Here is a 21,541-nt window from a genome sequence, read left to right on the forward strand (position 1 = left end):
ACTCCCTTAAAGACTGTTGATCAGTGTCGAGAACGTGTCCTGCGCGACCTTGATGATCTGCGACGACGCGGTGTAGTACTGCTGGAACTTGATCAGGTCGCTGGCTTCTTCATCCAGGTTGACCTGCGAAACCGAGCTGCGGCTGGACTTGGCGTAGGCCAGCGCGGCGTTGTTGGCCGTGCCGTCGACACTGGCCTGGCTGGCCTTGCCCCCGACGGTGGACACCAACTGGCTGTAGGCCTGCCCCATGCTGACACCGGCATTGCCGCCGCTGGCGCCAACGGTGGCCTTGGTCTGCAGGGCGAGCATTTCGTTGGCATTGCGGTTGTCCGCCTTGCCGTCCTTGTTGAACTTGATGTCAAAGCTGTCGCCCTTGCCCGGCGAGCCGCTGACCGTGGTATCGAAGCCAATGGTCTTGGCCGTGCCATCGGCGTTCTTCAGCGGATTGCCGGCCGCATCGAGCACCGGCACATTGATCGTCAGCTTGTTGTCCTGGCCGGGCACAATGCTGCCCTTGCCGATTTCGGTGCCCGCCTCGTTCAGCACGCGATAGGTCTGGGTGCCATCCTTCGCCTCGTCGAAGGCGATCCGCACCGGCATCGCCCCTTCGATCTGGCTCTGCAACTGGCCCAGGTCCGCGCCGCCGTAGATATCCAGCATCGACGACAGGTTCGGGCTGCTCAAGGCACCCGTGCCGGAGTTGGAGCTGCCTTTGTCCGCCAGCAACGGCCCGGCGAACGCCAGTTTGTTGGGGTCTTTCAACTGCACGCTGAGGTCGCTGGCGCCAGTGCGGGTCGGGCTGACCTTGAAGCTGTCGCCGGCACTCAAGCCGCCGCCATTGAGCGTGAGGGTGAAGCCGTCAATCATGTCCGGCGGAGTCTTGGTGACATCGAAGGGCCCCAGGGTGGTGCCGTCGGAACGCTTGACGCTGTAGTTCTTGTCGCTGGTGAACGTCACCTGGTAGTCATAGGCGGTCAACGCGCTGCTGTCGCCGATGGTCACGTCCAGGTTGCCGGAGCCGGCGCTGTTACCGGTGGTGGCCAGGCTGCGCTGGCTGATCGCCTGCGGGCTGTTGATGTTGTTGAACAACGAGGAGCCGAACTCGCCATTGGCATCCAGGCCCTGGCCCAGTTGCTTGTTGAACGCATCGGAGACCACCAGCGCGGTGCGCCCCAGGTCGTTGATGGCCGACGTCAGCACGTCGTTGCGGTAGCGGATCAGACCGCCCATCTTGCCGCCCGTGACGACCGAGGTCACCTCGAGGCTCGATTGCGGGTAGTCGATCTGCAGGCTGTACTGGCTTTTGTCGGTCTTGCCCGGCACCGCCGACAAGGTGTTGGAGGTATTGCCCGTGACCAGCGTCTGGCCCGTGCCCAGCGAGATGTCGTAGACCCCGTCGTGCTCCTGCACCTTGACCCCCACCAGCTCGTTCAACGAGCGAACCGCTTCGTTGCGCGCATCCAGCAGGTTGTTCGGAGTGCTGCCGGAGGTGCTGGCCTGGGTAATCTGCTGGTTGAGCGAGGCAATGGTCGCGGTGTGCTGGTTGACCATCGAGGCCAGGGTGGTCAGTTGGCTGTTGATGCCGTCATTCTGTTGCGTGAGCTGGCTGGAGATCGCATTGAAGCGGTTGCTCAAGGTCTGCGCGTTGGTCAGCAGCAACTGCCGCGCCGACATGTCGCCGGGGGCGCCGGCTGCAGTTTGCAGCGAGGCAAAGAAGCTGCCGAGGGCGGCAGAAACCCCAGTGTTTTTATCCGACAGCAACTTGTCGACCGCGCCGATCTGATCGAGATAGGCCTGGGCATCACCATTGAGCGAGGTGGTGGTCTGCAACTGCGCATCGATGTAGGCGTTGTACACCCGGCGCACATCCGCCAGGGTCGTGCCGGTCCCGATGAACACGCCACCGACCTGTTGCGAGCCTGCACTACCCTGGACGATTTGTTGACGCGAGTAGCCCGCAGCATTGGCGTTGGCAATATTATTGCCGACTGTGGCCAACGCCGCCTGGCTCGCATTCAGACCCGACATCCCGATATTGATCAAGCTCATGGTTCAGACCTTATAAATTCGTGGAAGAGCCCGCCGAGGCGTAGTGCTCATAGCTCTTCATTTGTTTGGCAATCTGCGAAATCTTGCTGGCGTAGTTCGGGTCGGTGGCGTACCCGGCCTTTTGCAGCTCACGCACAAACTGTTCGGGGTTATCGGCCGACTTCAGCACTTCTTGATAACGATTGTTGCTCTGCAGCAGGGTCACCAGGTCATGGAAACTGTCCTGGTAGGACGCGTAGGAACGGAACTCGGCCGTCTCCTTGACCATCTCGCCATTGCGGAATTCGCTGGTGATGGCCCGGGCCTGCGCCCCCTTCCAGGTGCTGCCGGTCTTGATCCCGAACAGGTTGTGACTGCTGGTGCCGTCGGCGGTGCGCATCACTGATTTGCCGTAGCCGGTTTCCAGGGCGGCCTGGGCCACCAGGTAACGCGGATCGATGCCGATACGGTCGGCCGCCTGCTGCGCCATCGGCAACATGGTGGTGATGAACTGGTCCGGCGAGTTGAAGGCTTTGGGCGCCGGAGCCAGCGGTGGCTGCGCCATCGCGCGACCATAGACCTGCAGGCGCCCGCGCTCGGCGGAATAGCTCTGCGCTGGCTGCCAGTCACCCTTGACCAGCGCATTGCCGTCACGGGTCGCACGGTTGGGCAAGGTGGTGGTGGCGGTCGTGGCCGCCGTCCCACTGGCCGACGGCACCAACCCCGCCAACAGACGATCCGCCAGCTTCGGCGGCAGGGCCAGGCGCCGCTGGTTGATCAGCGCCATGTCATTGCCGTGCACGCCCTGCTCTGCGGCTTGGGGTGGATTGATCGCGCGCGAGGCCCACAACGGGCGTTGGCCATTGAGGCGCGACAGCGGCCCGTCAGTGGCCACCGTACCGGCGGCAATCGGCGTCTGCACCGCCGCCTTGGCGGCTTCCTGCTTGGCCGCCGACAACGCGGCTGCCTCGCCGGGGGCCAGCGGCTTGTTCTTCGACATCTGGCGCATCAACACATCGGCCAGGCCAATGCCACCGCCCTCGCGGGACATGGAAACCGCCAGTTGCTGGTCGTACATTTCCTGATACTGCTTGGCCGCTGCAGTGTTCAGTGGGTTGTCCTGGCCCAGCGCGTCGGTGGCCGAGCGCATGGACTTGAGCATTTCGTTGAGGAACAGCGATTCGAACTCCTGCGCCACCTTGCGCATGTTGCCGTCGCTGTTCTTGTCGCCAACCTTGAGCTGGTTCAGCCGGTTGAGATCGGAATAGGCCGCCGAATCGCTGCTGCTGACCAGGCCGCTCTTGCGCATGTCCATGTTCGTCACCTTAGATCACGATCAGGTCGGCTTGCAGCGCGCCGGCCTGTTTCAAGGCTTCGAGGATGGCCATCAAGTCACCCGGTGCTGCGCCGACCTGGTTCACCGCTCGCACGATTTCGTCGAGGGTGGTGCCCGGGCCGAACTTGAACATCGGCTTGGCTTCCTGCTGCGCGTTGACATTGGAGCGCGGCACCACCGCCGTCTGGCCGTTGGAGAACGCCCCCGGCTGGCTGACAATCGGGTCTTCGGTGATGGTCACGGTCAGGCTGCCGTGGGTCACGGCCGCCGGCGACACCTTGACGTTCTGGCCAATCACGATGGTGCCGGTGCGCGAGTTGATGATGACCTTGGCCACGGCCTGGCCGGGGTCGACTTCGAGGTTTTCCAGGATCGACAGGTAGTCGACCCGCTGGCTCGGATCCAGTGGCGCGCTGACGCGAATCGAACCGCCATCGATGGCCCGGGCAACGCCCGGGCCGAGCAGGCCGTTGATCTTGTCGACGATGCGCTTGGCCGTGGTGAAGTCCGAACGGTTGAGGTTGAGGGTCAGGCTGTTGCCCTGGTTGAACCCACTCGGCACCGCGCGCTCCACCGAGGCGCCACCAGGGATGCGACCGGCCGAGGGCACGTTGACGGTGATCTTCGAACCGTCACGACCTTCGGCGTCAAAACCACCCACCACCAGGTTGCCCTGGGCCACCGCATAGACGTTGCCGTCGATCCCCTTGAGCGGGGTCAGCAGCAAGGTGCCGCCACGCAGGCTCTTGGAGTTGCCGATGGAGGACACGGTGATGTCGACCTGCTGCCCAGGCTTGGCGAACGCTGGCAAATCGGCACTGATCGACACCGCGGCGACGTTCTTCAACTGCACGTTGCCCGAACCCGGCGGCACCTTGATGCCGAACTGCGAGAGCATGTTGTTGAAGGTCTGCAGGGTGAACGGGGTCTGGGTGGTCTGGTCACCCGTGCCATTGAGGCCAACGACCAGGCCATAGCCGATCAACTGGTTGGAACGCACGCCGGAGATACTGGCGATGTCCTTCAACCGCTCGGCCTGCACGCCCAGGGAAGTGCCCAGCAACAACGCGGCCGCCAGCAGGTGCTTGAAGTTCAGCATGGAGAGAGTCATCACCTAGAAAGGGAACAGCGGGCTTAGGAAAAAACGGTCGAACCAGCCTGGCTGACTCGCATCGGCAAACGAGCCGGTGCCCGAGTAGGTGATGCGCGCGTCGGCGACCCGGGTCGAGGACACGGTGTTATCGGTGGAAATATCGTCGGCGCGCACCAGGCCGGCAATGCGCACCAGCTCGTCGCCGGTGTTGAGGGTCATCCACTTCTCGCCGCGCACGGCAATGATGCCGTTGGGCAACACGTCGGCCACGGTCACCGTGATCGAACCGGTCAGGCTGTTGCCCTGCCCGGCCTTGCTGTCGCCCTTGGTCGCGCGGTCACCGCTGTAGCCGGCGTCCAGGCTCAGGTCGCCACTGCCGAACGGGTTGTTGGTGTTGGGCACCGAGCCGAACAACGAGGTCAGGCCGATGTTGGCCTTGCTGGTCTTGCCCACTTGCGAGTTGGCGTTCTTGCTGGCCTGGGTTTTCTCGTTGAGGGTGATGGTGATGATGTCACCGACCCGGAACGCCTTGCGGTCGCTGTACAGGTTCTGCTCGAAGCCGGCCTGGTAGATCGAGCCATTGTTGGCCGCCGCCGGCAAAGGCGTGCGCGGCAACACCGGGGCGTAGTAAGGGTCATTGGGTTTCGGCGTCGGCCCGACGCAGCCCGCGAGCACGGCGATCCCACTCAATGCGAGAACAGATACAAAGCGATTCATGACCCTAACCTCACGGTGTTGCAGGCGGCCTCAGGCCGCCCCATAGACTTGATTACAGATTCTGCGTGACGAACGAAAGCATCTGGTCGGCGGTGGAGATGACTTTGGAGTTCATCTCGTAGGCACGTTGCGTGGTGATCATGTTGACCATCTCTTCCACGGTGCTGACGTTGGAGGTTTCCAGGGTGCTTTGCAGGGTGGTACCAAAACCGTTCAGGCCTGGGGTGCCGATCTGTGGCGCACCGCTGGCGGCAGTTTCCAGGAACAGGTTGTTGCCGGTGGCCTGCAGGCCGGCCGGGTTGATGAAGTCGGCGGTTTGCAGGTTGCCGATCACCTGGGCGGCCGGGTTGCCGGCGATGGTGATCGACACGGTGCCGTCGCGGCCCACGGTGAAGGTCTGGGCTTCGGCGGGGATGACAATGGCCGGCTCCAGGGCATAGCCGCTGGCGGTCACGATCTGGCCGTTGGAGTCCAGGTGAAAGGTCCCGTCACGGGTGTAGGAGGTCGTCCCGTCCGGCTGCAGGACCTGGAAAAAGCCACGACCGTCGATGGCCATGTCCAGCGGCTGCTCGGTGGTTTGCAGGCTGCCGGCGGTGAAGTTTTTCTGGGTGCCGACGATGCGCACACCGGTACCCAATTGCAGGCCCGACGGCAGTTCGCTGTCCTGGGTCGACTGGGCACCCGGCTGGCGCTTGATCTGGTACAGCAGGTCCTGGAACTCGGCACGGTCACGCTTGAAGCCCGTGGTCGAGACGTTGGCCAGGTTGTTGGAAATGGTCGTCAGGTTGGTGTCCTGGGCGGACAGGCCTGTTTTGGCAACCCATAGAGCCGGAAGCATTCGATTCTCCTCGTGCGCCTGTTTTACGGCGCGACGTTCTGATAATTAGCTGATCTGCAAGACCCGAGCCATGGCCTGGTCGTCTTCTTTGGCGGTGTTCATCATTTTGACGTGCAGCTCAAACTGCTTGGCCAGGGCCAGCACCGAGGTCATTTCTTCCACCGCGTTGACGTTGCTCGACTCCAGGAAACCCGACACCAGCTGCACGTTGGCATCGGCCGGCGCGGGCTGGCCGTCCTTGGTGTGGATCGAACCGTCGAGGCCCTTGGTCATGTTCTTCAGGTCCGGGTTGACCAGCTTGATGCGGTCGACTTCGGCCATCACGCGCGGGCCTTCACCCATGGCGCGGATACTGATGGTGCCGTCCTGGCCGACTTCGATCTTCTGCTCGGGCGGCACGGCAATCGGCCCGCCATTGCCCATCACCGGCATGCCGTTGCCGGCACGCAGCACACCCAGGGCATCGACATTCAGGCTGCCGGTGCGCACATAACTTTCGTTGCCGTCGGGGTTCTGCACGGCAATCCAGCCGTTGCCGCTGACCGCCACGTCGAGGTCACGCCCGGTTTCCACCAGCGAGCCCGGACTGAAGTCGGTGGCCGGACGTTCGGACAGGGCAAAGGCCCGCGCCGGAAAGCTGTCGCCAAACACCGGCATCGACCGCGCCTGCTCCAGGTCTTTCTGGAAACCGTTGGTGGAGATGTTGGCCAGGTTGTTGGCATGGGCCTTTTGCGCCAGCGCGTTCTGGCTGGCGCCGGTCATGGCCACATAAAGGTACTTGTCCACAGTCTTTCCTCTGCATGCCGGACGTTTGCCGCCCACTGCTGTACTGGCAAGGCTTTAGCAATTTGCAGACCAACTTGCGCGCAGAGGCCCCAGGTCCTTTAAACACAGGACTTGGGTCGATCCAGAGGAAGAAGATGGCAGACGGCAGAGACGAAAAACCGGCGCGCTTATGCCGCTTTACGGCAATGCGCCGGACAGGAGGGCTACCAACCCTTGACGCCGCTCATGTCGGGCAGCTTGTGGGCGATGCCTTTGTGGCAGTCGATGCAGGTCGCCTCGCCGCTGGCCAGGGACGTGGAGTGCATGTTGGCGGCGCGCTTGCCCTGGCGGGTGAAATCCATGAACTCGAAGTTGTGACAATTGCGGCACTCGCGAGAGTCGTTGGCCTTGAGGCGGGCCCACTCGTGCTCGGCCAGTTCGCGGCGCATGCCGAGAAACTTCTCGCGGGTGTTGATGGTGCCGAACACCTTGCCCCAGACCTCTTTTGACGCCTGCATCTTGCGCGCGATCTTGTGGGTCCACTCGTGCGGTACGTGGCAGTCGGGACAGGTGGCGCGCACCCCTGAGCGGTTGGTGTAGTGAATGGTTTCCTGCAGCTCGACAAACACGTTGTCGCGCATTTCATGGCAGGAGATGCAGAACTTCTCGGTATTGGTCGCCTCCAGCGCGGTGTTGAATCCGCCCCAGAAAATCACCCCGGCAATAAACCCGCCGAGTGTCAGGAACCCCAGGCTGTAGTGAACGCTGGGGCGACGCAGGATCTGCCAGTAGTCTTTGAACAGTACCCACAATGACTTCATGACCACTCCTCAGGGTTTCTGCTTGCGGTTGATTTCGTCTTGCAGCACCTGGTCAATGTTCTTGAAGCTGTTGTTGATCAACGGCTTCACGTCTTGCTGCGGCACGTGGCACTGGTTGCAGAAGTAGCGCCGCGGCGAAACGGCAGCCAGCGCCTGGCCGTCGCGGTCCATGTAGTGGGTGATGCTGATCATCGGCGCCTGGGTCAGCGCGCTGTTGGCCCGACTGTGGCAGGACAGGCATTTGTTGCTGTTCTTGTCGATGTGATAACCGCGAATGCTGTGGGGAATGGTCGGCGGCTGTTCGGGGTAATTGCGCTCACGCTTGAGGTCCTTGTTCTCCTCCTCGGCGATGGGCGGAGCCGGCAGCTCCTGGGTCAGGGTACCGCCGGCACGCCTGCCATCGGGGGCTGGCGCATCCAGTGGATACCCAGGCTCCGTGGCGTAGGCCGCGGACACGCCCAGCAGCAGTGCAACCAGCAAGGACAGCGTACGAGCAGTCATCAAAGCTCTCCTCAGGCAGTCTTGATCAGCTCGATCCTGACCGCGCACTTTTTATAGTCCGTCTGCTTGGAGATCGGGTCCGTCGCATCGAGGGTGACCTTGTTGATCAAACGGTTGGCGTCGAAGAACGGCACGAACACCAGTCCCTGGGGTGGCTTGTTGCGCCCACGGGTTTCGATGCGCGCACGCATTTCCCCGCGTCGGCTGATCACCTTGACCTCACTGCCTCGCCTGGCATTGAGCGCCTTGGCATCGGCCGGGTGCATGAACACCAGGGCATCGGGCACCGCCTTGTAGAGTTCTTCGACGCGCTGGGTCATGGTTCCGGTGTGCCAGTGCTCGAGCACCCGCCCGGTGCTCAGCCAGAACGGGAACTCCTGGTCAGGGGATTCCGCCGGCGGCTCGTAGGGCAGCGCGAAGATGATCGCCTTCTTGTCGGGGTAGCCATAGAACTGCACGCCACTGCCCTTCTCCACGTAGGGATCATGGCCCTCGCGGAAGCGCCAGCGGGTTTCCTTGCCGTCCACCACCGGCCAGCGCAGGCCGCGTTCGGTGTGATAACGATCGAACGGCGCCAGGTCATGACCGTGGCCCCGGCCGAACTGGGCGTACTCTTCGAACAGGCCTTTTTGCAGGTAGAACCCGAAATCCTTGGCTTCGTCGTTTTGAAAGGCCGAGTCCATCTGCTCGATCGGGAACTGGTCGACGTTGCCGTTCTTGAACAGCACCTCGTACAGGGTCTTGCCTTTGTACTCTGGAGCACTGTCCAGCAACTGCGCGGACCAGACCTCATCGGTGGTGAAGCGCTTGGAGAATTCCACCAATTGCCAGAGATCGGACTTGGCCTCCCCCGGGGCGGATACCAGTTGATGCCAGAACTGGGTACGCCGCTCGGCATTGCCGTAGGCCCCCTCCTTTTCCACCCACATGGCGGTGGGCAGGATCAGGTCGGCGGCCTGCGCGGAGACCGTGGGGTACACGTCGGAAACGATCACGAAGTTCTGCGGGTTACGCCAGCCCGGCAAGACTTCCTGCATGATGTTGGGCCCGGCCTGCATGTTGTTGCTGGCCATGGTCCAGTACACGTTGACCACGCTGTCCTTGAGCATGCGGCTCTGTTGCACTGCGTGGAAACCCACCTTGGGATTGATGGTACCGGCCGGCAGTTTCCAGATTTTCTCGGCGGTGGCGCGGTGTGCCGGGTTGGTGACCAGCATGTCTGCCGGCAGGCGGTGGGAAAAGGTCCCCACTTCCCGCGCCGTGCCACAGGCCGAAGGCTGGCCGGTCAGGGAGAACGGGCTGTTGCCCGGCTCGCTGATCTTGCCGGTCAGCAAATGGATGTTGTAGATCAGGTTGTTGGCCCACACCCCGCGTGTGTGCTGGTTGAAGCCCATGGTCCAGAAAGACACCACCTTGCGTTTCGGGTCGGCATACAACTGCGCCAGCGCCTTGAGCCGCTCGGCCGGAACCCCGGTCTCCTTGGCGGTGCGCTCCAGGGTGTAGGGTTTGACGAAGGCGGCAAACTGCTCGAAGTCGATGTCGGTCCAGGTGTTCGCCTTGTCGGCATTTTTGGCCTGTTGTTCCAGCGGATGATCGCTGCGCAGGCCGTAGCCGATGTCATCGACCCCCTTGGCGAAGCGGGTGTGCCGGCTGACAAATTCCTTGTTCACCGAGCCGCTTTCAATGATGTAGTTGGCGATGTAGTTGAGGATCAACAAGTCCGTCTGCGGCTTGAACACCATGGAAATATCGGCCAACTCGAAGCTGCGGTGCTCGAAGGTCGACAGCACCACCACCTTGACCTCGGGCTGGCTCAAGCGCCGGTCCGTGACCCGACTCCAGAGAATCGGGTGCATCTCCGCCATGTTCGAGCCCCACAACACAAACGCGTCAGTGACCTCGATGTCGTCATAGCAGCCCATGGGCTCATCGATGCCGAAGGTGCGCATGAACCCCATGACCGCCGAGGCCATGCAATGCCGGGCATTGGGGTCGAGGTTGTTGCTGCGGAATCCGGCCTTCATCAACTTGTTGGCGGCGTAGCCTTCCCACACGGTCCATTGTCCGGAGCCGAACATGGCGATCGACTCTGCGCCTTTGTTTTTCAGCGCCTCCTTGAACTTCAACTCCATGACATCAAACGCCTGTTCCCAGGACACCGGCTGGAACTCACCCTGCTTGTCGTATTGCCCGTTGGTCATGCGCAACAGCGGCTGGGTCAGGCGGTCCACGCCGTACATGATCTTGGACAGGAAGTAGCCCTTGACGCAGTTCAGGCCACGGTTGACCTCGGCTTTGACGTCGCCGTGGGTCGCCACCACCCGGTTGTCCTTGGTCGCCACCATCACGCTGCAACCGGTGCCGCAAAACCGGCACGGCGCCTTGTTCCAGGTCAGGGCGACCATGTCCTGCTCGGTGATCAGGTTGCTGGCCGAGGTGAACACCGGCAGCCCGGCAGCCGCCGCGGCAATCCCGGCCGCCTGGGCCTTGACGAATTCACGACGGGTCATGGGCATGGGTGTTCTCCGCTCGGATCGAGGATCTCGTGGTAAACCAGGGAGGCGTTGAGCACGCCGGGCAGGCGGCCAATCTGTTCAATGCGCTGGAGAATCTGCGGCTCGCCGTGCATTTCCAGGACCACCACCACTTTGCCCTCGGGGCTTTCCTGGTGCAGTTCAACGCCCTGGAGCAGGCGCAAGTTGGCCTTCACCGCGCTGAACATCTCGACACGGGCCTGCACGATCAAACTGGCGATGTGTAGTTTTTGTTCCATGGCCAACACTCCTTGCCTGTAAACGCACGTGGACAAGCAATCAGTGCGGTGCCCCGGGAGGACCGAGGAGCATTTGCAGGAACCAGACGAAAAAGCCGTAGCCGCCCACTATCACCACCGACAGCAGGGGAAAAAGAAACACAACCAGGAACAGCAACAGCCGCCTTTCCTTGCGCGCACGTAGAGCGGACTCATCAACCGTCGTCATGGCCAGGGCTCCTGCCAGAAAGTGAACTGAGACTAGATGCCCGCCCTGCTAATTTCCATGATTCAGATCAGCGGAAGTTCAAACAGGATTAACCCGCATTCAACAATGATGAACATTAATCGCGCGGCACCTCGCCCACTAAGGCCCGCGCATGCAAGGGCGACTTAGTTAGCGCTCAAGTTTGCCGATTTCATACTCGCGCAACTTGTTGGCAATAGTGGTGTGGGAAACCCCCAGGCGTTTACCGAGCAATCGACTGCTGGAATGTTCGGAATACAAACGCTCCAGCACGGCTTTTTCAAAACGCCCGACAATGTCATCCAGTCCGCCATCCAGGGAAAAATCCCCCAGCGGCTGGCGCACACCGTAGTCCGGCAGGCGAATGTGCTCGGCCTTGACCGTGCCGCCTTCGCACAGCGACACCGCCTGGAACAGCACGTTCTCCAATTGCCGGACATTGCCCGGCCAGTGGTAGTGACTGAGCCGGTCCATGGCAGCGGGCGCCAGTTTCGGCAAAGGGCAACCGATTTGCCGGCTGGCCTGGTCGAGGAAGTGTTCCACCAGCGGTGTCAGGCCGTCGAGGCATTCGCGCAACGGTGGGATGTGCAGCGACAGGACATTCAAACGGTGGTACAGGTCCTGGCGGAACTCACCGCTGGCGCACAGTTCGGAGAGGTCGACCTGAGTCGCACAGATGACCCGCACATCCAGGTAGACCTCTTCATCGCTGCCCACGCGGCGGAAGCAACCGTCTTGCAGGAACCGCAGCAATTTCACCTGCAAGCGTGGGCTCATTTCGCCGACGCCATCGAGAAACAGCGTACCGCCTGCGGTCAGCTCCAGCAGCCCGAGCTTGCCTTCGGCCCGTGCGCCTTCGAACGCGCCGGGGCCGTAGCCGAACAACTCAGTCTCGGCCATCGACTCCGGCAGCCCGGCGCAGTTCAGCGCCATCAACGGCGACTGACCACGCGGGCTGGCCAGGTGGCAGGCGCGCGCCAGCAGTTCCTTGCCGGTGCCGGTCTCGCCCTCGATCAACAGCGGCGCATCCAGGGGCGCCATGCGTCGCGCCTCCCGGACCACCGCGGCCATCACTTTGGAGCTTTGGAAAATGCTGTCGAAGCCGCGCAACTCCTGCTTGCGCACGTTGTAGATGCGCTCACCGACCCGGTCCGCCCGGTGCAGGGTCAGCACCGCGCCGGCCATGGCCTCGCTGTCGTCATGCTCCGACTGCAGGGGGGCGATATCGGCCAGGAATACGTCGCCCTTGACCTTGACCCGCAGGCCGTTGATCCGCGACTTGTTGGCGCGCACCAGTTCCGGCAGGTCGAAATCCTCGGCGTAGCGTGACAGTGGGATCCCCGGCACTTCGTCGACCCGCACCCCGAGCAATTGCGCCGCCGCACGGTTGGCCGCGACGATCGAGCCGCCCATGTCGATCGACAGCACCGGGAACTCCAGTGCCCCCAGCAAGGCATTGAGCTCCATGTGCCGACGTTCGCTGGGCATCAGCCCTACCCGCTTGACTCCGAATACCCCGGCAATCGCCTCGAACTTCGCCCGCAGCGCCTGGAACTGGATATTGATCAGGTTCGGGCAATGCAGGTAGATCGCGTTGCCGTGCTCCCCGCCGACCTCCCCGCGAGCGACGTTGATCCCGTACTCCACCAGCAGGTTGAGGATGTCGCGCAGGATGCCGATGCGGTTCTGGCAATGGACTTTGATACGCATAAAAAGGCCCGGACAAGGAGATGGACAGCGGGTGGCGAGGATTTTTCTGCCGCCACCCAAAGTTAGTCGTCAAGATTATGTGACAGCTTCAGGGCTTTTCAAACCGGGAAATCGCAATAGGCGCGCCATAGGCGGTCTCGCGTAACGAAAACTTTACGAAAAGCAGCGATTTTTCCTACCCGCTCGTCCAGGACCCTGCTGCACGGGCGCACGCTTCGGGGTATTTCTAGGTCCATAGGCAAGACATAACAAGAACGTATCCCTTTGCAGGAGAGCAGCATGAAGCAGACGCAATACGTGGCCCGCGAGCCCGATGCGCAAGGGTTTATCCACTACACCGCTGAAGAACACGCGGTGTGGAACACGCTGATCACTCGCCAGCTGAAAGTGCTCGAGGGCCGTGCGTGCCCGGAGTACATGGAAGGTATCGACAAGCTCGGCCTGCCCCATGACCGCATTCCCCAGCTCGACGAAATCAACAAAGTCCTGGGCGAAACCACCGGCTGGCAAGTTGCCCGGGTTCCGGCACTGATTCCGTTCCAGACCTTTTTCGAATTGCTGGCCAGCAAGCAGTTTCCTGTCGCGACCTTTATTCGTACCCGCGAAGAACTGGATTACCTGCAAGAGCCGGACATTTTCCACGAGATCTTCGGCCACTGCCCGCTGCTGACCAACCCCTGGTTCGCCGAATTCACCCACACCTACGGCAAGCTCGGCCTGCAGGCAACCAAGGAAGAACGGGTGTACCTGGCGCGCCTGTACTGGATGACCATCGAGTTCGGCCTGGTCGACACCCCTGAAGGCCAGCGCATCTACGGCGGCGGCATTCTCTCCTCGCCTAAGGAAACCGTGTACAGCCTGTCCGGCGAGCCCGAGCACCAGGCCTTCGATCCGCTGGAAGCAATGCGCACGCCATACCGCATCGATATCCTGCAACCGCTGTACTTTGTCCTGCCCAACCTCAAGCGCCTGTTCGACCTGGCCCACGAAGACATCATGGGCATGGTCCACCAGGGCATGCAGCTGGGTCTGCACGCGCCGAAATTTCCGCCAAAACCCAAGGCAGCCTGAGGACGCCGCAGTCGCGGCGCCTCACAAAAAATAGTAACGTCTAACAAGAATCGAAATCAGGAACCCCCCATGACCGCTCTCAACCAAGCCCATTGCGAAGCCTGCCGCGCCGATGCTCCACAAGTCAGCGACGAAGAATTGCCGGTATTGATCAAGCAGATCCCTGACTGGAACATCGAAGTTCGCGACGGCGTCATGCAGCTGGAAAAAGTTTTCCTGTTCAAGAACTTCAAGTTCGCCCTGGCGTTCACCAACACCATGGGTGAAATCTCCGAGGCCGAAGGTCACCACCCAGGCCTGCTCACCGAGTGGGGCAAAGTCACCGTGACCTGGTGGAGCCACTCGATCAAGGGCCTGCACCGCAACGACTTCATCATGGCCGCGCGCACTGACGAAGTGGCCAAGGACGCCGAGGGCCGCAAGTAATGTTTTTCGACGCCATCGGCCGGGTGCCCGGCGACCCGATCCTCGGCCTGATGGAGGCCTATGCGCAGGACCCCAATCCGCGCAAATTCGACCTCGGCGTGGGTGTCTATAAAGACGCCCAGGGCCTGACGCCCATCCCGCAGTCGGTGAAACTCGCCGAACAGCGCCTGGTGGACGGCCAGGGCACCAAGACCTACATCGGTGGTCATGGTGACCCGGCGTTCGGCAAGGTGATCAACGAGCTGGTGCTGGGCGCCGATTCGGCGCTGATCGCCGAGCAGCGGGCCGGCGCTACCCAGACTCCGGGTGGCACCGGGGCCTTGCGCCTGAGTGCCGATTTCATCGCACATTGCCTGCCCGGGCGCGGCATCTGGTTGAGCAACCCGACCTGGCCGATCCACGAAACCATCTACGCCACCGCCGGCCTCAAGGTCAGCCACTACCCCTACGTGGGCAGTGACAACCGCCTGGACGTCGAGGCCATGCTGGCCACCCTGAACCAGATCCCCAAGGGCGACGTGGTGTTGCTGCACGCCTGCTGCCATAACCCGACCGGTTTCGACCTGTCCCAGGATGACTGGCGCCGGGTGCTGGACGTGGTGCGCAGCCGCGAACTGTTGCCGCTGATCGACTTCGCCTACCAGGGCTTTGGCGATGGCCTGGAGCAGGACGCCTGGGCCGTGCGCTTGTTCGCCCAGGAGCTGCCTGAGCTGTTGATCACCAGTTCCTGCTCGAAGAACTTCGGCCTGTACCGCGATCGCACCGGGGCGCTGATTGTCTGCGCCAAGGATGCCGAGAAGCTGACCGATGTCCGCAGCCAACTGGCCCACATCGCCCGTAACCTGTGGTCGACGCCACCGGATCACGGTGCGGCCGTGGTGGCGACCATCCTCGGCGACCCGCAGCTGAAACAGCGCTGGGCCGACGAAGTGGAAGCCATGCGCCAGCGTATCGCCCAACTGCGTTCGGGCCTGGTGGAAGCGCTGGAACCCCACGGTCTGCGCGAGCGTTTCGCCCACATTGGTGTGCAGCGCGGGATGTTTTCCTACACGGGCTTGACGCCAGAGCAGGTGAAAAAGCTGCGCGAGCAACACAGCGTGTACATGGTCAGCTCGGGACGCGCCAACGTGGCCGGGATCGACGCCACGCGCCTCGACCTGCTGGCCGAGGCGATCGCTGACATCTGCCGTGACTAAACGCTACCTCGTGTAGCTGCACAAGCCCGTAGCAGTTGCGATGGGGTTGTGCAGCTACAGTGCGGCCATCTGTCGCAGAAATCCGAGATAAAAGTCTATTTGTCATTTCTCCTGCTGTATCCTGCCAAGGCTTTTTGAAAGCGTGGTTCTACACAGCGATTTACAAACAGACTTTGCGAGGAGCAAGCAACATGCACGAGATTCCGAATCTCCCCTTCCCAAGCCTGCACGAAACTGAGCAGACAACCCCGCAACAAGCCGGTGCCCAACAGCCCGAGCCGAAAGAAGCCACTGGTAGCCGCAAGGCCGACAGCGAAGACTAAGCGCACTACCCAGACCGTGTGGAAAGCGCTGACTGATGCGCTTTCCACACAGCCTGAAACCTGAGCCCCCCGCCATGACCGACACCTTCGACGAATCCCAGGCCAGCGTGCTGATCGATGCCGCGCAACAGATGATCGACGTCTGGAACCGCCTGACGCCCGAGAAGCAAGCCCTGCTCCTGGACCGTTTCGGCAGCCAGGAAAACGCCCTCGCCGCCCTGGTCACCACCCAATTGGTCGCGCCCAGCAAAACCTGATCGAGCACCGCCGCCCAACCCGGCAAATTCTCCCCCTCCACAGCGCCAACCACCGGTATCATAAGCAGCCTATCTATCCCGCTGTCCCGTGGACTCTCCCCATGCCAGATCCCCAGCGCCCCATGGCGGTCACGCTGCAAGTCGTTTCCATCGTCCTATTTACCTTCATCGGCTACCTGAACATCGGCATCCCCCTGGCCGTATTGCCCGGCTATGTGCACAGCGACCTGGGGTTTGGCGCGGTGATCGCGGGCCTGGTGATCAGCGTGCAATACCTCGCCACCCTGCTCAGCCGCCCCTATGCCGGACGCATCATCGACAACAAGGGCAGCAAGCTGGCGGTGATGTACGGCCTGGCCGGCTGCGGCCTGAGCGGTGTGTTCATGCTGCTCTCGGCGTGGACCCAGAGCCTGCCGATGGTGAGCCTGATCAGCCTGTTGATCGGTCGCCTGGTCCTGGGCAGCGCGGAAAGCCTGGTGGGGTCGGGCTCGATCGGCTGGGGCATCGGTCGAGTCGGCGCGTCGAACACTGCCAAGGTGATTTCCTGGAACGGCATCGCCAGCTACGGCGCGCTGGCGGTGGGTGCCCCGCTGGGCGTCCTGCTGGTGCGCCAGTTCGGGCTATGGAGCATGGGCATCAGCATCATTTTACTGGCGCTGGTCGGCCTGCTGCTGGCCTGGCCAAAAACCGCTGCGCCGATCGTCGCCGGCGAACGCCTGCCCTTCCTGCATGTGCTGGGACGGGTGCTGCCACACGGTTGCGGGCTGGCGCTGGGGTCCATCGGGTTTGGCACCATCGCCACCTTCATCACCCTGTACTACGCCACGCAGCACTGGGATAACGCCGTGCTGTGCCTGAGCCTGTTCGGCGCCAGCTTCATTGGCGCGCGCCTGCTGTTCGGCAACCTGATCAACCGCCTGGGCGGTTTTCGGGTGGCGATTGCCTGCCTGTCGGTGGAAACCCTTGGCCTGCTGCTGTTGTGGCTGGCTCCGGACGCGAACTGGGCATTGGCCGGGGCGGCGTTGAGCGGGTTCGGTTTTTCGCTGGTGTTCCCCGCCCTGGGCGTGGAAGCGGTCAACCTGGTGCCCGCCTCCAGCCGTGGCGCGGCCGTCGGCGCCTACTCGCTGTTCATCGACTTGTCCCTGGGCATTACCGGCCCCTTGGCCGGCGCAATCGCCGCAGGCTTCGGCTTCGCCTCGATCTTCCTGTTCGCCGCCCTCGCGGCCCTCAGCGGCCTGGCACTGAGCGTCTACCTCTACCGCCAGGCGCCGAGGCTGCGGGAAAACCGCTAGAAATCCACCTTGCCACGCCCGGCCTTGATCGAACCCCGCTTGGTCTTGGACTCCAACCGGCGCTTTTTCGAGCCCAGGGTCGGCTTGGTCGGGCGGCGCTTCTTTTCGACCTTGGTGGCGGCCAGGATCAACTCGGTCAATCGCTCCAGGGCATCCGCCCGATTCTGTTCCTGGGTGCGGTATTGCTGGGCCTTGATGATGATCACGCCATCGCTGGTGATCCGGCTGTCGCGCAGCGCGAGCAGGCGCTCCTTGTAGAACTCGGGCAAGGACGAGGCCGGAATGTCGAAACGCAGGTGCACGGCACTGGAGACCTTGTTGACGTTCTGCCCACCGGCGCCTTGCGCGCGAATGGCCGTCAACTCGATCTCGGCATCCGGCAGATGCACGTTGTTGGAAATCACCAGCATGGAAAGCGGTCCGTAATCGGGGGGGGTCAGGATACGCGATTGTGCGCGCTTGATTGGGGGCATATCCGTTTCTGCGGTAGCGGCCGCTGACGATTGCGGCCTGACGGCGGACCCCATACCAGCCTCAACCGCAGCAACGGATCTACCCCCCAGAAACAACAAACCCGGCACAGGGCCGGGTTCGCTGCAACAGCACGACCTACTCACTTAACAGCAGGCACCCCATTCAAAGCCTGTTGCGCACTGCGCTTGTTCTTGATGCCATAGCAGACCCACATGAACAGGATCCACACTGGAATCGCAAACACCGAGATCTGAATGCCCGGGATCATCAACATGATGCCAAGGATAAACACCACGAACGCCAGGCAAACGTAGTTCCCGTAGGGGTACCACAAGGCCTTGAACAGCGGCGTCTGGCGGGTGCGGTTCATGTGCTGGCGGAATTTGAAGTGCGAGAAGCTGATCATCGCCCAGTTGATCACCAGCGTGGCAACCACCAACGACATCAGCAGTTCCAGCGCGTGTTGCGGGATCAGGTAGTTGAGCAGCACCGCCACCAGGGTCACTGCGGCCGACGCGAGGATCGAGCGTACCGGCACGCCGCGCTTGTCGATCTTGGCCAGGCCTTTGGGCGCATCACCCTGCTCGGCCATGCCCAGCAGCATGCGGCTGTTGCAGTAGGTACCGCTGTTGTACACCGACAAGGCCGCGGTCAGGACCACGAAGTTGAGGATGTGCGCGGCGGTGTTGCTGCCCAGCATCGAGAACACCTGGACGAACGGGCTACCGCTGTAGGAGTCGCCCGAAGCGTTCAGGGTGCTCAGCAGACTGTCCCATGGGGTCAACGACAACAGGATCACCAGGGCGCCGATGTAGAAAATCAGGATCCGGTAGATCACCTGGTTGATGGCCTTGGGGATCACGGTTTTTGGCTGGTCGGCTTCTGCGGCGGTGAAACCGAGCATTTCCAGGCCGCCAAAGGAGAACATGATGATCGCCATCGCCATCACCAGGCCGCTGACGCCGTTGGGGAAGAAACCACCGTGTTCCCACAGGTTGCTCACCGAGGCTTGCGGGCCGCCGTTGCCGCTGACCAGCAGGTAGCTGCCCAGGGCAATCATGCCGACAATCGCCACCACCTTGATGATCGCAAACCAGAACTCGGCCTCGCCAAAGACTTTGACGTTGGCCAGGTTGATCGCGTTGATCATCAGGAAGAATACCGCCGCCGAGGCCCAGGTCGGGATCTCCGGCCACCAGTAGTGCACGTATTTACCGACTGCGGTCAGTTCCGACATGCCCACCAGGATGTACAGGATCCAGCAGTTCCAACCCGACAGGAAGCCAGCGAACCCGCCCCAGTATTTGTGCGCGAAGTGACTGAAGGAACCGGCTACCGGCTCTTCGACGATCATCTCGCCCAGTTGGCGCATGATCATGAAGGCAATGAAGCCGCAGATGGCGTAGCCGAGGATCATCGACGGACCGGCCGACTTCAGTACGCCGGCAGAGCCCAGGAACAATCCGGTACCAATCGCGCCACCGAGGGCGATCAGTTGAATATGGCGATTTTTCAGGCCGCGTTTCAGCTCGCCTGAATGCGAGGTTTGTCCACTCATGAAAGGGTCTCACGCAAGGTTTGATGATGTTCGTTAAGACGTTGCCGTCCGGATCAGGATCCGGCAGCGCCGATCAAACCCCAGCGCAAGCACCAGGAGTTCAGCGTATTTACAACGGTCATGCGTCACCTGTTTGTTTTTATCTGTGACGAAATCGAACCCGACACGCTCGTGACGCGGCGGAGTGAACAAGGCGGGTAGCCTTGAGAATCGCGTGGTTACGCAGAGGGTCACAGGTAAAACGCGGCGCATTGTACACCGCTAACCCCCTGCTGCCAGACCTCGCTGGTTCAGCGTGTCGTTGGCCGGGATTGCCTGTGTCCGCCTCGAAGATCGCGGGCGGCTGCAAAAATAGGTTCAGACCTTTGCGGGTCCGTGGCGGGGGTGACGGAAAAATCGCCCCTCGAAGAGAGATGAAGATGACTCACGGCGTACATTGCGCCTCCTTCTTGTTATGCACCTGCACGACAGGCATGGGGCGCATGACACCGCGCAATGACCCGCGAAACAAGCGGGCCAGAGCCTTGGAAGACAGTTGTGGCGAGCGTTTTCGGAACATTTTCCTTACAGCATTGCGGGTGGGACGATTCCACAAGGGTAATCCGGGGTTTTCGTCAGGTTTTCGTTACATGCCGTAACGCCGATTTTCCAGCCGGGACCCTCCCCCCACAGCACAGCAGTTTCAAGCGGGCAAAAAAAACGCCAACCCGAAGGTTGGCGTTTTCACGTGCGGCTTAGCGCTTGAAGCTCAGCGCTGCTTCAAACTCACTCCGGCTTGCGACGGCCAAAGCCAGGACGCTGACCGGAACCGGCCGGTGCGCCGCGACGCTTGCCCGATGGCGCGTCACGGTCGACCAGGACGATGCCTGGACGCTTTTTCGGCGCAGGCTTGGCCGGGCGGTTGGTGTCGGCCGGACGGTCTGCCACTGGCGTACCACGACCTGCCGGAGCGCCACGGCCTTCGCCGCGCTCAGTGCGACCGTTGGCCGGACGTGGCGAACGCGGACCGCGCTCGCCGTCCTGACGGGCTGCCGGCTTGCGGCTCGGACGCTCGCCTTCGATATGCGGCTCACGTGCTGGACGCGGCGTGGTAGCCGGGGCACCGGCGGCTGGACGCAAGGTGCGTACACGCTCGGTCTTGCCCATTGGGCGCGACGATTTACGCTGCATGCGGTCAAGCTTGTCTTTGCTCTTGGCATTCATCTGCGGCATCGCGACCGGCGTCAGGCCAACCTCGGCACTCAGAATGTCGACTTCGTACTGGCTCATTTCGCGCCAGCGGCCCATCGGCAGGTCGGAGTTGAGGAACACCGGACCGAAACGCACGCGCTTCAGACGGCTGACCACCAGGCCCTGGGATTCCCACAGGCGACGCACTTCGCGGTTGCGACCTTCCATCACCACGCAGTGATACCAATGGTTGAAACCTTCACCACCGGGCGCCTGCTTGATGTCGGTGAACTTGGCCGGGCCGTCTTCGAGGACCACGCCCGCCTTCAGGCGCTCGATCATCTCGTCGTCGACTTCGCCACGCACACGTACCGCGTACTCACGGTCCATTTCGTAGGAAGGGTGCATCAGGCGGTTGGCCAGTTCACCGTCGGTGGTGAACATCAGCAGGCCAGTGGTGTTGATGTCCAGGCGGCCGATGTTGATCCAGCGTCCTTCTTTGGGACGCGGCATCTTGTCGAACACGGTCGGGCGGCCTTCCGGATCGACACGGGTGCAGATTTCGCCGTCGGGCTTGTTGTACATGATCACGCGGCGGACCGATTCGGCCGCTTCTTCACGCTTGATCACCTTGCCATCGATGGTGATGGCGTCGTGCATGTCGACACGCTGACCGAGCGTGGCGTCTTTGCCATTGACCTTGATTCGGCCGTGGCTGATCCAGGCTTCTACGTCACGGCGCGAGCCGACGCCGATACGGGCGAGGACTTTCTGCAGTTTTTCGCCTGCTGGGCCGATTTCCTGGTCGTCTTTCTGGTCGTTGATACTCATCTGGGCACCTCCCGGTGTGGTCTGTTCAGGCGTGGCCTGAAGTCGTAAAAGCGGGTCGTTTGGCGAAGGGATCGCCAAAGGGTCGCGAATCATACGCTCATGGCGCGGCTCGCGCATCAGAGACTAGCTGATAAA

General features: G+C 62.1%; 21 protein-coding genes. 6 read left to right on the forward strand and 15 right to left on the reverse strand.

Features of this window, described 5'->3' with window-relative positions; translation table 11 throughout:
• Positions 1–6: 6 nt before the first annotated feature.
• From flgK to Q1W70_RS03050, 12 genes are all read right to left on the reverse strand, one after another.
• Positions 7–2,049: a flagellar hook-associated protein FlgK gene (flgK, locus tag Q1W70_RS02995; RefSeq protein ID WP_302098623.1), complete on the reverse strand. Its 2,043-nt coding sequence runs from the start codon at positions 2,047–2,049 to the stop codon at positions 7–9.
• A gap of 10 nt (positions 2,050–2,059) precedes the next feature.
• Positions 2,060–3,343: a flagellar assembly peptidoglycan hydrolase FlgJ gene (flgJ, locus tag Q1W70_RS03000; protein WP_166590505.1), complete on the reverse strand. Its 1,284-nt coding sequence runs from the start codon at positions 3,341–3,343 to the stop codon at positions 2,060–2,062.
• A gap of 10 nt (positions 3,344–3,353) precedes the next feature.
• Complete coding sequence (locus Q1W70_RS03005; RefSeq protein WP_302098624.1) at positions 3,354–4,463, reverse strand: flagellar basal body P-ring protein FlgI; 1,110 nt, start codon at positions 4,461–4,463, stop codon at positions 3,354–3,356.
• 15 nt (positions 4,464–4,478) lie between these two features.
• On the reverse strand, positions 4,479–5,174 hold the full coding sequence (gene flgH, locus Q1W70_RS03010; RefSeq protein WP_166590507.1) for a flagellar basal body L-ring protein FlgH: 696 nt from the start codon (positions 5,172–5,174) through the stop codon (positions 4,479–4,481).
• Between the two features lie 52 nt (positions 5,175–5,226).
• Positions 5,227–6,012 carry a flagellar basal-body rod protein FlgG gene (gene flgG, locus Q1W70_RS03015; protein WP_027620992.1) on the reverse strand — a complete coding sequence of 262 codons (786 nt, stop codon included), beginning with the start codon at positions 6,010–6,012 and terminating at the stop codon, positions 5,227–5,229.
• Between the two features lie 45 nt (positions 6,013–6,057).
• Positions 6,058–6,798 (reverse strand): flagellar basal body rod protein FlgF, encoded by a 741-nt coding sequence (locus Q1W70_RS03020; RefSeq protein ID WP_166590508.1) that lies wholly within the window; start codon positions 6,796–6,798, stop codon positions 6,058–6,060.
• A 203-nt stretch (positions 6,799–7,001) separates the two neighbouring features.
• Positions 7,002–7,598 carry a cytochrome c3 family protein gene (locus Q1W70_RS03025; RefSeq protein ID WP_166590509.1) on the reverse strand — a complete coding sequence of 199 codons (597 nt, stop codon included), beginning with the start codon at positions 7,596–7,598 and terminating at the stop codon, positions 7,002–7,004.
• A 9-nt stretch (positions 7,599–7,607) separates the two neighbouring features.
• The gene (locus Q1W70_RS03030) at positions 7,608–8,099 is read right to left on the reverse strand and encodes a nitrate reductase cytochrome c-type subunit (RefSeq protein ID WP_166590510.1); all 492 of its coding nucleotides are present in this window, start codon (positions 8,097–8,099) and stop codon (positions 7,608–7,610) included.
• Positions 8,100–8,110: 11 nt separating this feature from the next.
• Positions 8,111–10,615 carry a nitrate reductase catalytic subunit NapA gene (gene napA / locus Q1W70_RS03035; RefSeq protein ID WP_302098625.1) on the reverse strand — a complete coding sequence of 835 codons (2,505 nt, stop codon included), beginning with the start codon at positions 10,613–10,615 and terminating at the stop codon, positions 8,111–8,113.
• Positions 10,606–10,872, reverse strand: a complete 267-nt coding sequence (locus Q1W70_RS03040) for a chaperone NapD (RefSeq protein WP_166590512.1) — start codon at positions 10,870–10,872, stop codon at positions 10,606–10,608. Before Q1W70_RS03040 ends, napA begins: the two co-directional genes overlap by 10 nt.
• Positions 10,873–10,912: 40 nt before the next feature.
• On the reverse strand, positions 10,913–11,080 hold the full coding sequence (locus Q1W70_RS03045) for a periplasmic nitrate reductase, NapE protein (RefSeq protein WP_166590513.1): 168 nt from the start codon (positions 11,078–11,080) through the stop codon (positions 10,913–10,915).
• A 168-nt stretch (positions 11,081–11,248) separates the two neighbouring features.
• A complete protein-coding gene (locus tag Q1W70_RS03050) occupies positions 11,249–12,808 on the reverse strand; it encodes a sigma-54-dependent transcriptional regulator (RefSeq protein WP_182343860.1) in 1,560 nt (519 codons plus the stop codon).
• 279 nt (positions 12,809–13,087) lie between these two features.
• Here Q1W70_RS03050 and phhA point away from each other — a divergent pair, with 279 nt between their 5' ends.
• The 6 genes from phhA (at position 13,088) to Q1W70_RS03080 (ending at position 17,373) form a co-directional block, all read left to right on the forward strand.
• Positions 13,088–13,879 (forward strand): phenylalanine 4-monooxygenase, encoded by a 792-nt coding sequence (gene phhA / locus Q1W70_RS03055; protein ID WP_166590515.1) that lies wholly within the window; start codon positions 13,088–13,090, stop codon positions 13,877–13,879.
• Positions 13,880–13,948: 69 nt separating this feature from the next.
• Positions 13,949–14,305, forward strand: a complete 357-nt coding sequence (locus tag Q1W70_RS03060) for a 4a-hydroxytetrahydrobiopterin dehydratase (protein WP_095080175.1) — start codon at positions 13,949–13,951, stop codon at positions 14,303–14,305.
• The gene (locus Q1W70_RS03065) at positions 14,305–15,501 is read left to right on the forward strand and encodes an amino acid aminotransferase (RefSeq protein ID WP_166590516.1); all 1,197 of its coding nucleotides are present in this window, start codon (positions 14,305–14,307) and stop codon (positions 15,499–15,501) included. The genes Q1W70_RS03060 and Q1W70_RS03065 overlap by 1 nt, the downstream gene beginning before the upstream one ends.
• A 191-nt stretch (positions 15,502–15,692) precedes the next feature.
• Entirely contained in the window at positions 15,693–15,824 is a 132-nt protein-coding gene (locus tag Q1W70_RS03070; protein ID WP_256585517.1) for a hypothetical protein, read from the forward strand.
• Between the two features lie 74 nt (positions 15,825–15,898).
• Positions 15,899–16,081 (forward strand): hypothetical protein, encoded by a 183-nt coding sequence (locus Q1W70_RS03075; RefSeq protein WP_095170011.1) that lies wholly within the window; start codon positions 15,899–15,901, stop codon positions 16,079–16,081.
• Between the two features lie 101 nt (positions 16,082–16,182).
• Positions 16,183–17,373, forward strand: a complete 1,191-nt coding sequence (locus Q1W70_RS03080) for an MFS transporter (protein WP_302098626.1) — start codon at positions 16,183–16,185, stop codon at positions 17,371–17,373.
• On the opposite strand, the gene arfB is transcribed toward Q1W70_RS03080, so the two are convergent.
• The 3 genes from arfB to rluB all read right to left on the reverse strand — a co-directional run bounded on the left by arfB (position 17,370) and on the right by rluB (position 21,406).
• Entirely contained in the window at positions 17,370–17,783 is a 414-nt protein-coding gene (arfB, locus tag Q1W70_RS03085; protein WP_095170013.1) for an alternative ribosome rescue aminoacyl-tRNA hydrolase ArfB, read from the reverse strand. The two genes, Q1W70_RS03080 and arfB, sit on opposite strands and share 4 nt — an antisense overlap.
• Before the next feature lie 203 nt (positions 17,784–17,986).
• Positions 17,987–19,405: an amino acid permease gene (locus Q1W70_RS03090; protein ID WP_166590518.1), complete on the reverse strand. Its 1,419-nt coding sequence runs from the start codon at positions 19,403–19,405 to the stop codon at positions 17,987–17,989.
• Positions 19,406–20,170: 765 nt separating this feature from the next.
• Positions 20,171–21,406: a 23S rRNA pseudouridine(2605) synthase RluB gene (gene rluB / locus Q1W70_RS03095; protein WP_182343854.1), complete on the reverse strand. Its 1,236-nt coding sequence runs from the start codon at positions 21,404–21,406 to the stop codon at positions 20,171–20,173.
• Positions 21,407–21,541: the final 135 nt, after the last annotated feature.

It is taken from the genome of Pseudomonas kielensis (assembly GCF_030505375.1).
In the GTDB taxonomy this organism is placed as follows: domain Bacteria; phylum Pseudomonadota; class Gammaproteobacteria; order Pseudomonadales; family Pseudomonadaceae; genus Aquipseudomonas; species Aquipseudomonas kielensis.

Coding starts and splice junctions, on each gene's coding strand:
- flgK (WP_302098623.1), bottom strand. CDS start 2,049: ATGAGCTTGATCAATATCGGGATGTCGGGTCTGAATGCGAGCCAGGCG.
- flgG (WP_027620992.1), bottom strand. CDS start 6,012: ATGCTTCCGGCTCTATGGGTTGCCAAAACAGGCCTGTCCGCCCAGGAC.
- Q1W70_RS03090 (WP_166590518.1), bottom strand. CDS start 19,405: ATGAGTGGACAAACCTCGCATTCAGGCGAGCTGAAACGCGGCCTGAAA.
- arfB (WP_095170013.1), bottom strand. CDS start 17,783: ATGCTGGTGATTTCCAACAACGTGCATCTGCCGGATGCCGAGATCGAG.
- Q1W70_RS03025 (WP_166590509.1), bottom strand. CDS start 7,598: ATGAAGTCATTGTGGGTACTGTTCAAAGACTACTGGCAGATCCTGCGT.
- Q1W70_RS03040 (WP_166590512.1), bottom strand. CDS start 10,872: ATGGAACAAAAACTACACATCGCCAGTTTGATCGTGCAGGCCCGTGTC.
- phhA (WP_166590515.1), top strand. CDS start 13,088: ATGAAGCAGACGCAATACGTGGCCCGCGAGCCCGATGCGCAAGGGTTT.
- flgH (WP_166590507.1), bottom strand. CDS start 5,174: ATGAATCGCTTTGTATCTGTTCTCGCATTGAGTGGGATCGCCGTGCTC.
- Q1W70_RS03070 (WP_256585517.1), top strand. CDS start 15,693: ATGCACGAGATTCCGAATCTCCCCTTCCCAAGCCTGCACGAAACTGAG.
- Q1W70_RS03060 (WP_095080175.1), top strand. CDS start 13,949: ATGACCGCTCTCAACCAAGCCCATTGCGAAGCCTGCCGCGCCGATGCT.
- Q1W70_RS03075 (WP_095170011.1), top strand. CDS start 15,899: ATGACCGACACCTTCGACGAATCCCAGGCCAGCGTGCTGATCGATGCC.
- Q1W70_RS03045 (WP_166590513.1), bottom strand. CDS start 11,080: ATGACGACGGTTGATGAGTCCGCTCTACGTGCGCGCAAGGAAAGGCGG.
- napA (WP_302098625.1), bottom strand. CDS start 10,615: ATGCCCATGACCCGTCGTGAATTCGTCAAGGCCCAGGCGGCCGGGATT.
- flgJ (WP_166590505.1), bottom strand. CDS start 3,343: ATGGACATGCGCAAGAGCGGCCTGGTCAGCAGCAGCGATTCGGCGGCC.
- Q1W70_RS03065 (WP_166590516.1), top strand. CDS start 14,305: ATGTTTTTCGACGCCATCGGCCGGGTGCCCGGCGACCCGATCCTCGGC.
- Q1W70_RS03050 (WP_182343860.1), bottom strand. CDS start 12,808: ATGCGTATCAAAGTCCATTGCCAGAACCGCATCGGCATCCTGCGCGAC.
- rluB (WP_182343854.1), bottom strand. CDS start 21,406: ATGAGTATCAACGACCAGAAAGACGACCAGGAAATCGGCCCAGCAGGC.
- Q1W70_RS03030 (WP_166590510.1), bottom strand. CDS start 8,099: ATGACTGCTCGTACGCTGTCCTTGCTGGTTGCACTGCTGCTGGGCGTG.
- Q1W70_RS03005 (WP_302098624.1), bottom strand. CDS start 4,463: ATGCTGAACTTCAAGCACCTGCTGGCGGCCGCGTTGTTGCTGGGCACT.
- Q1W70_RS03080 (WP_302098626.1), top strand. CDS start 16,183: ATGCCAGATCCCCAGCGCCCCATGGCGGTCACGCTGCAAGTCGTTTCC.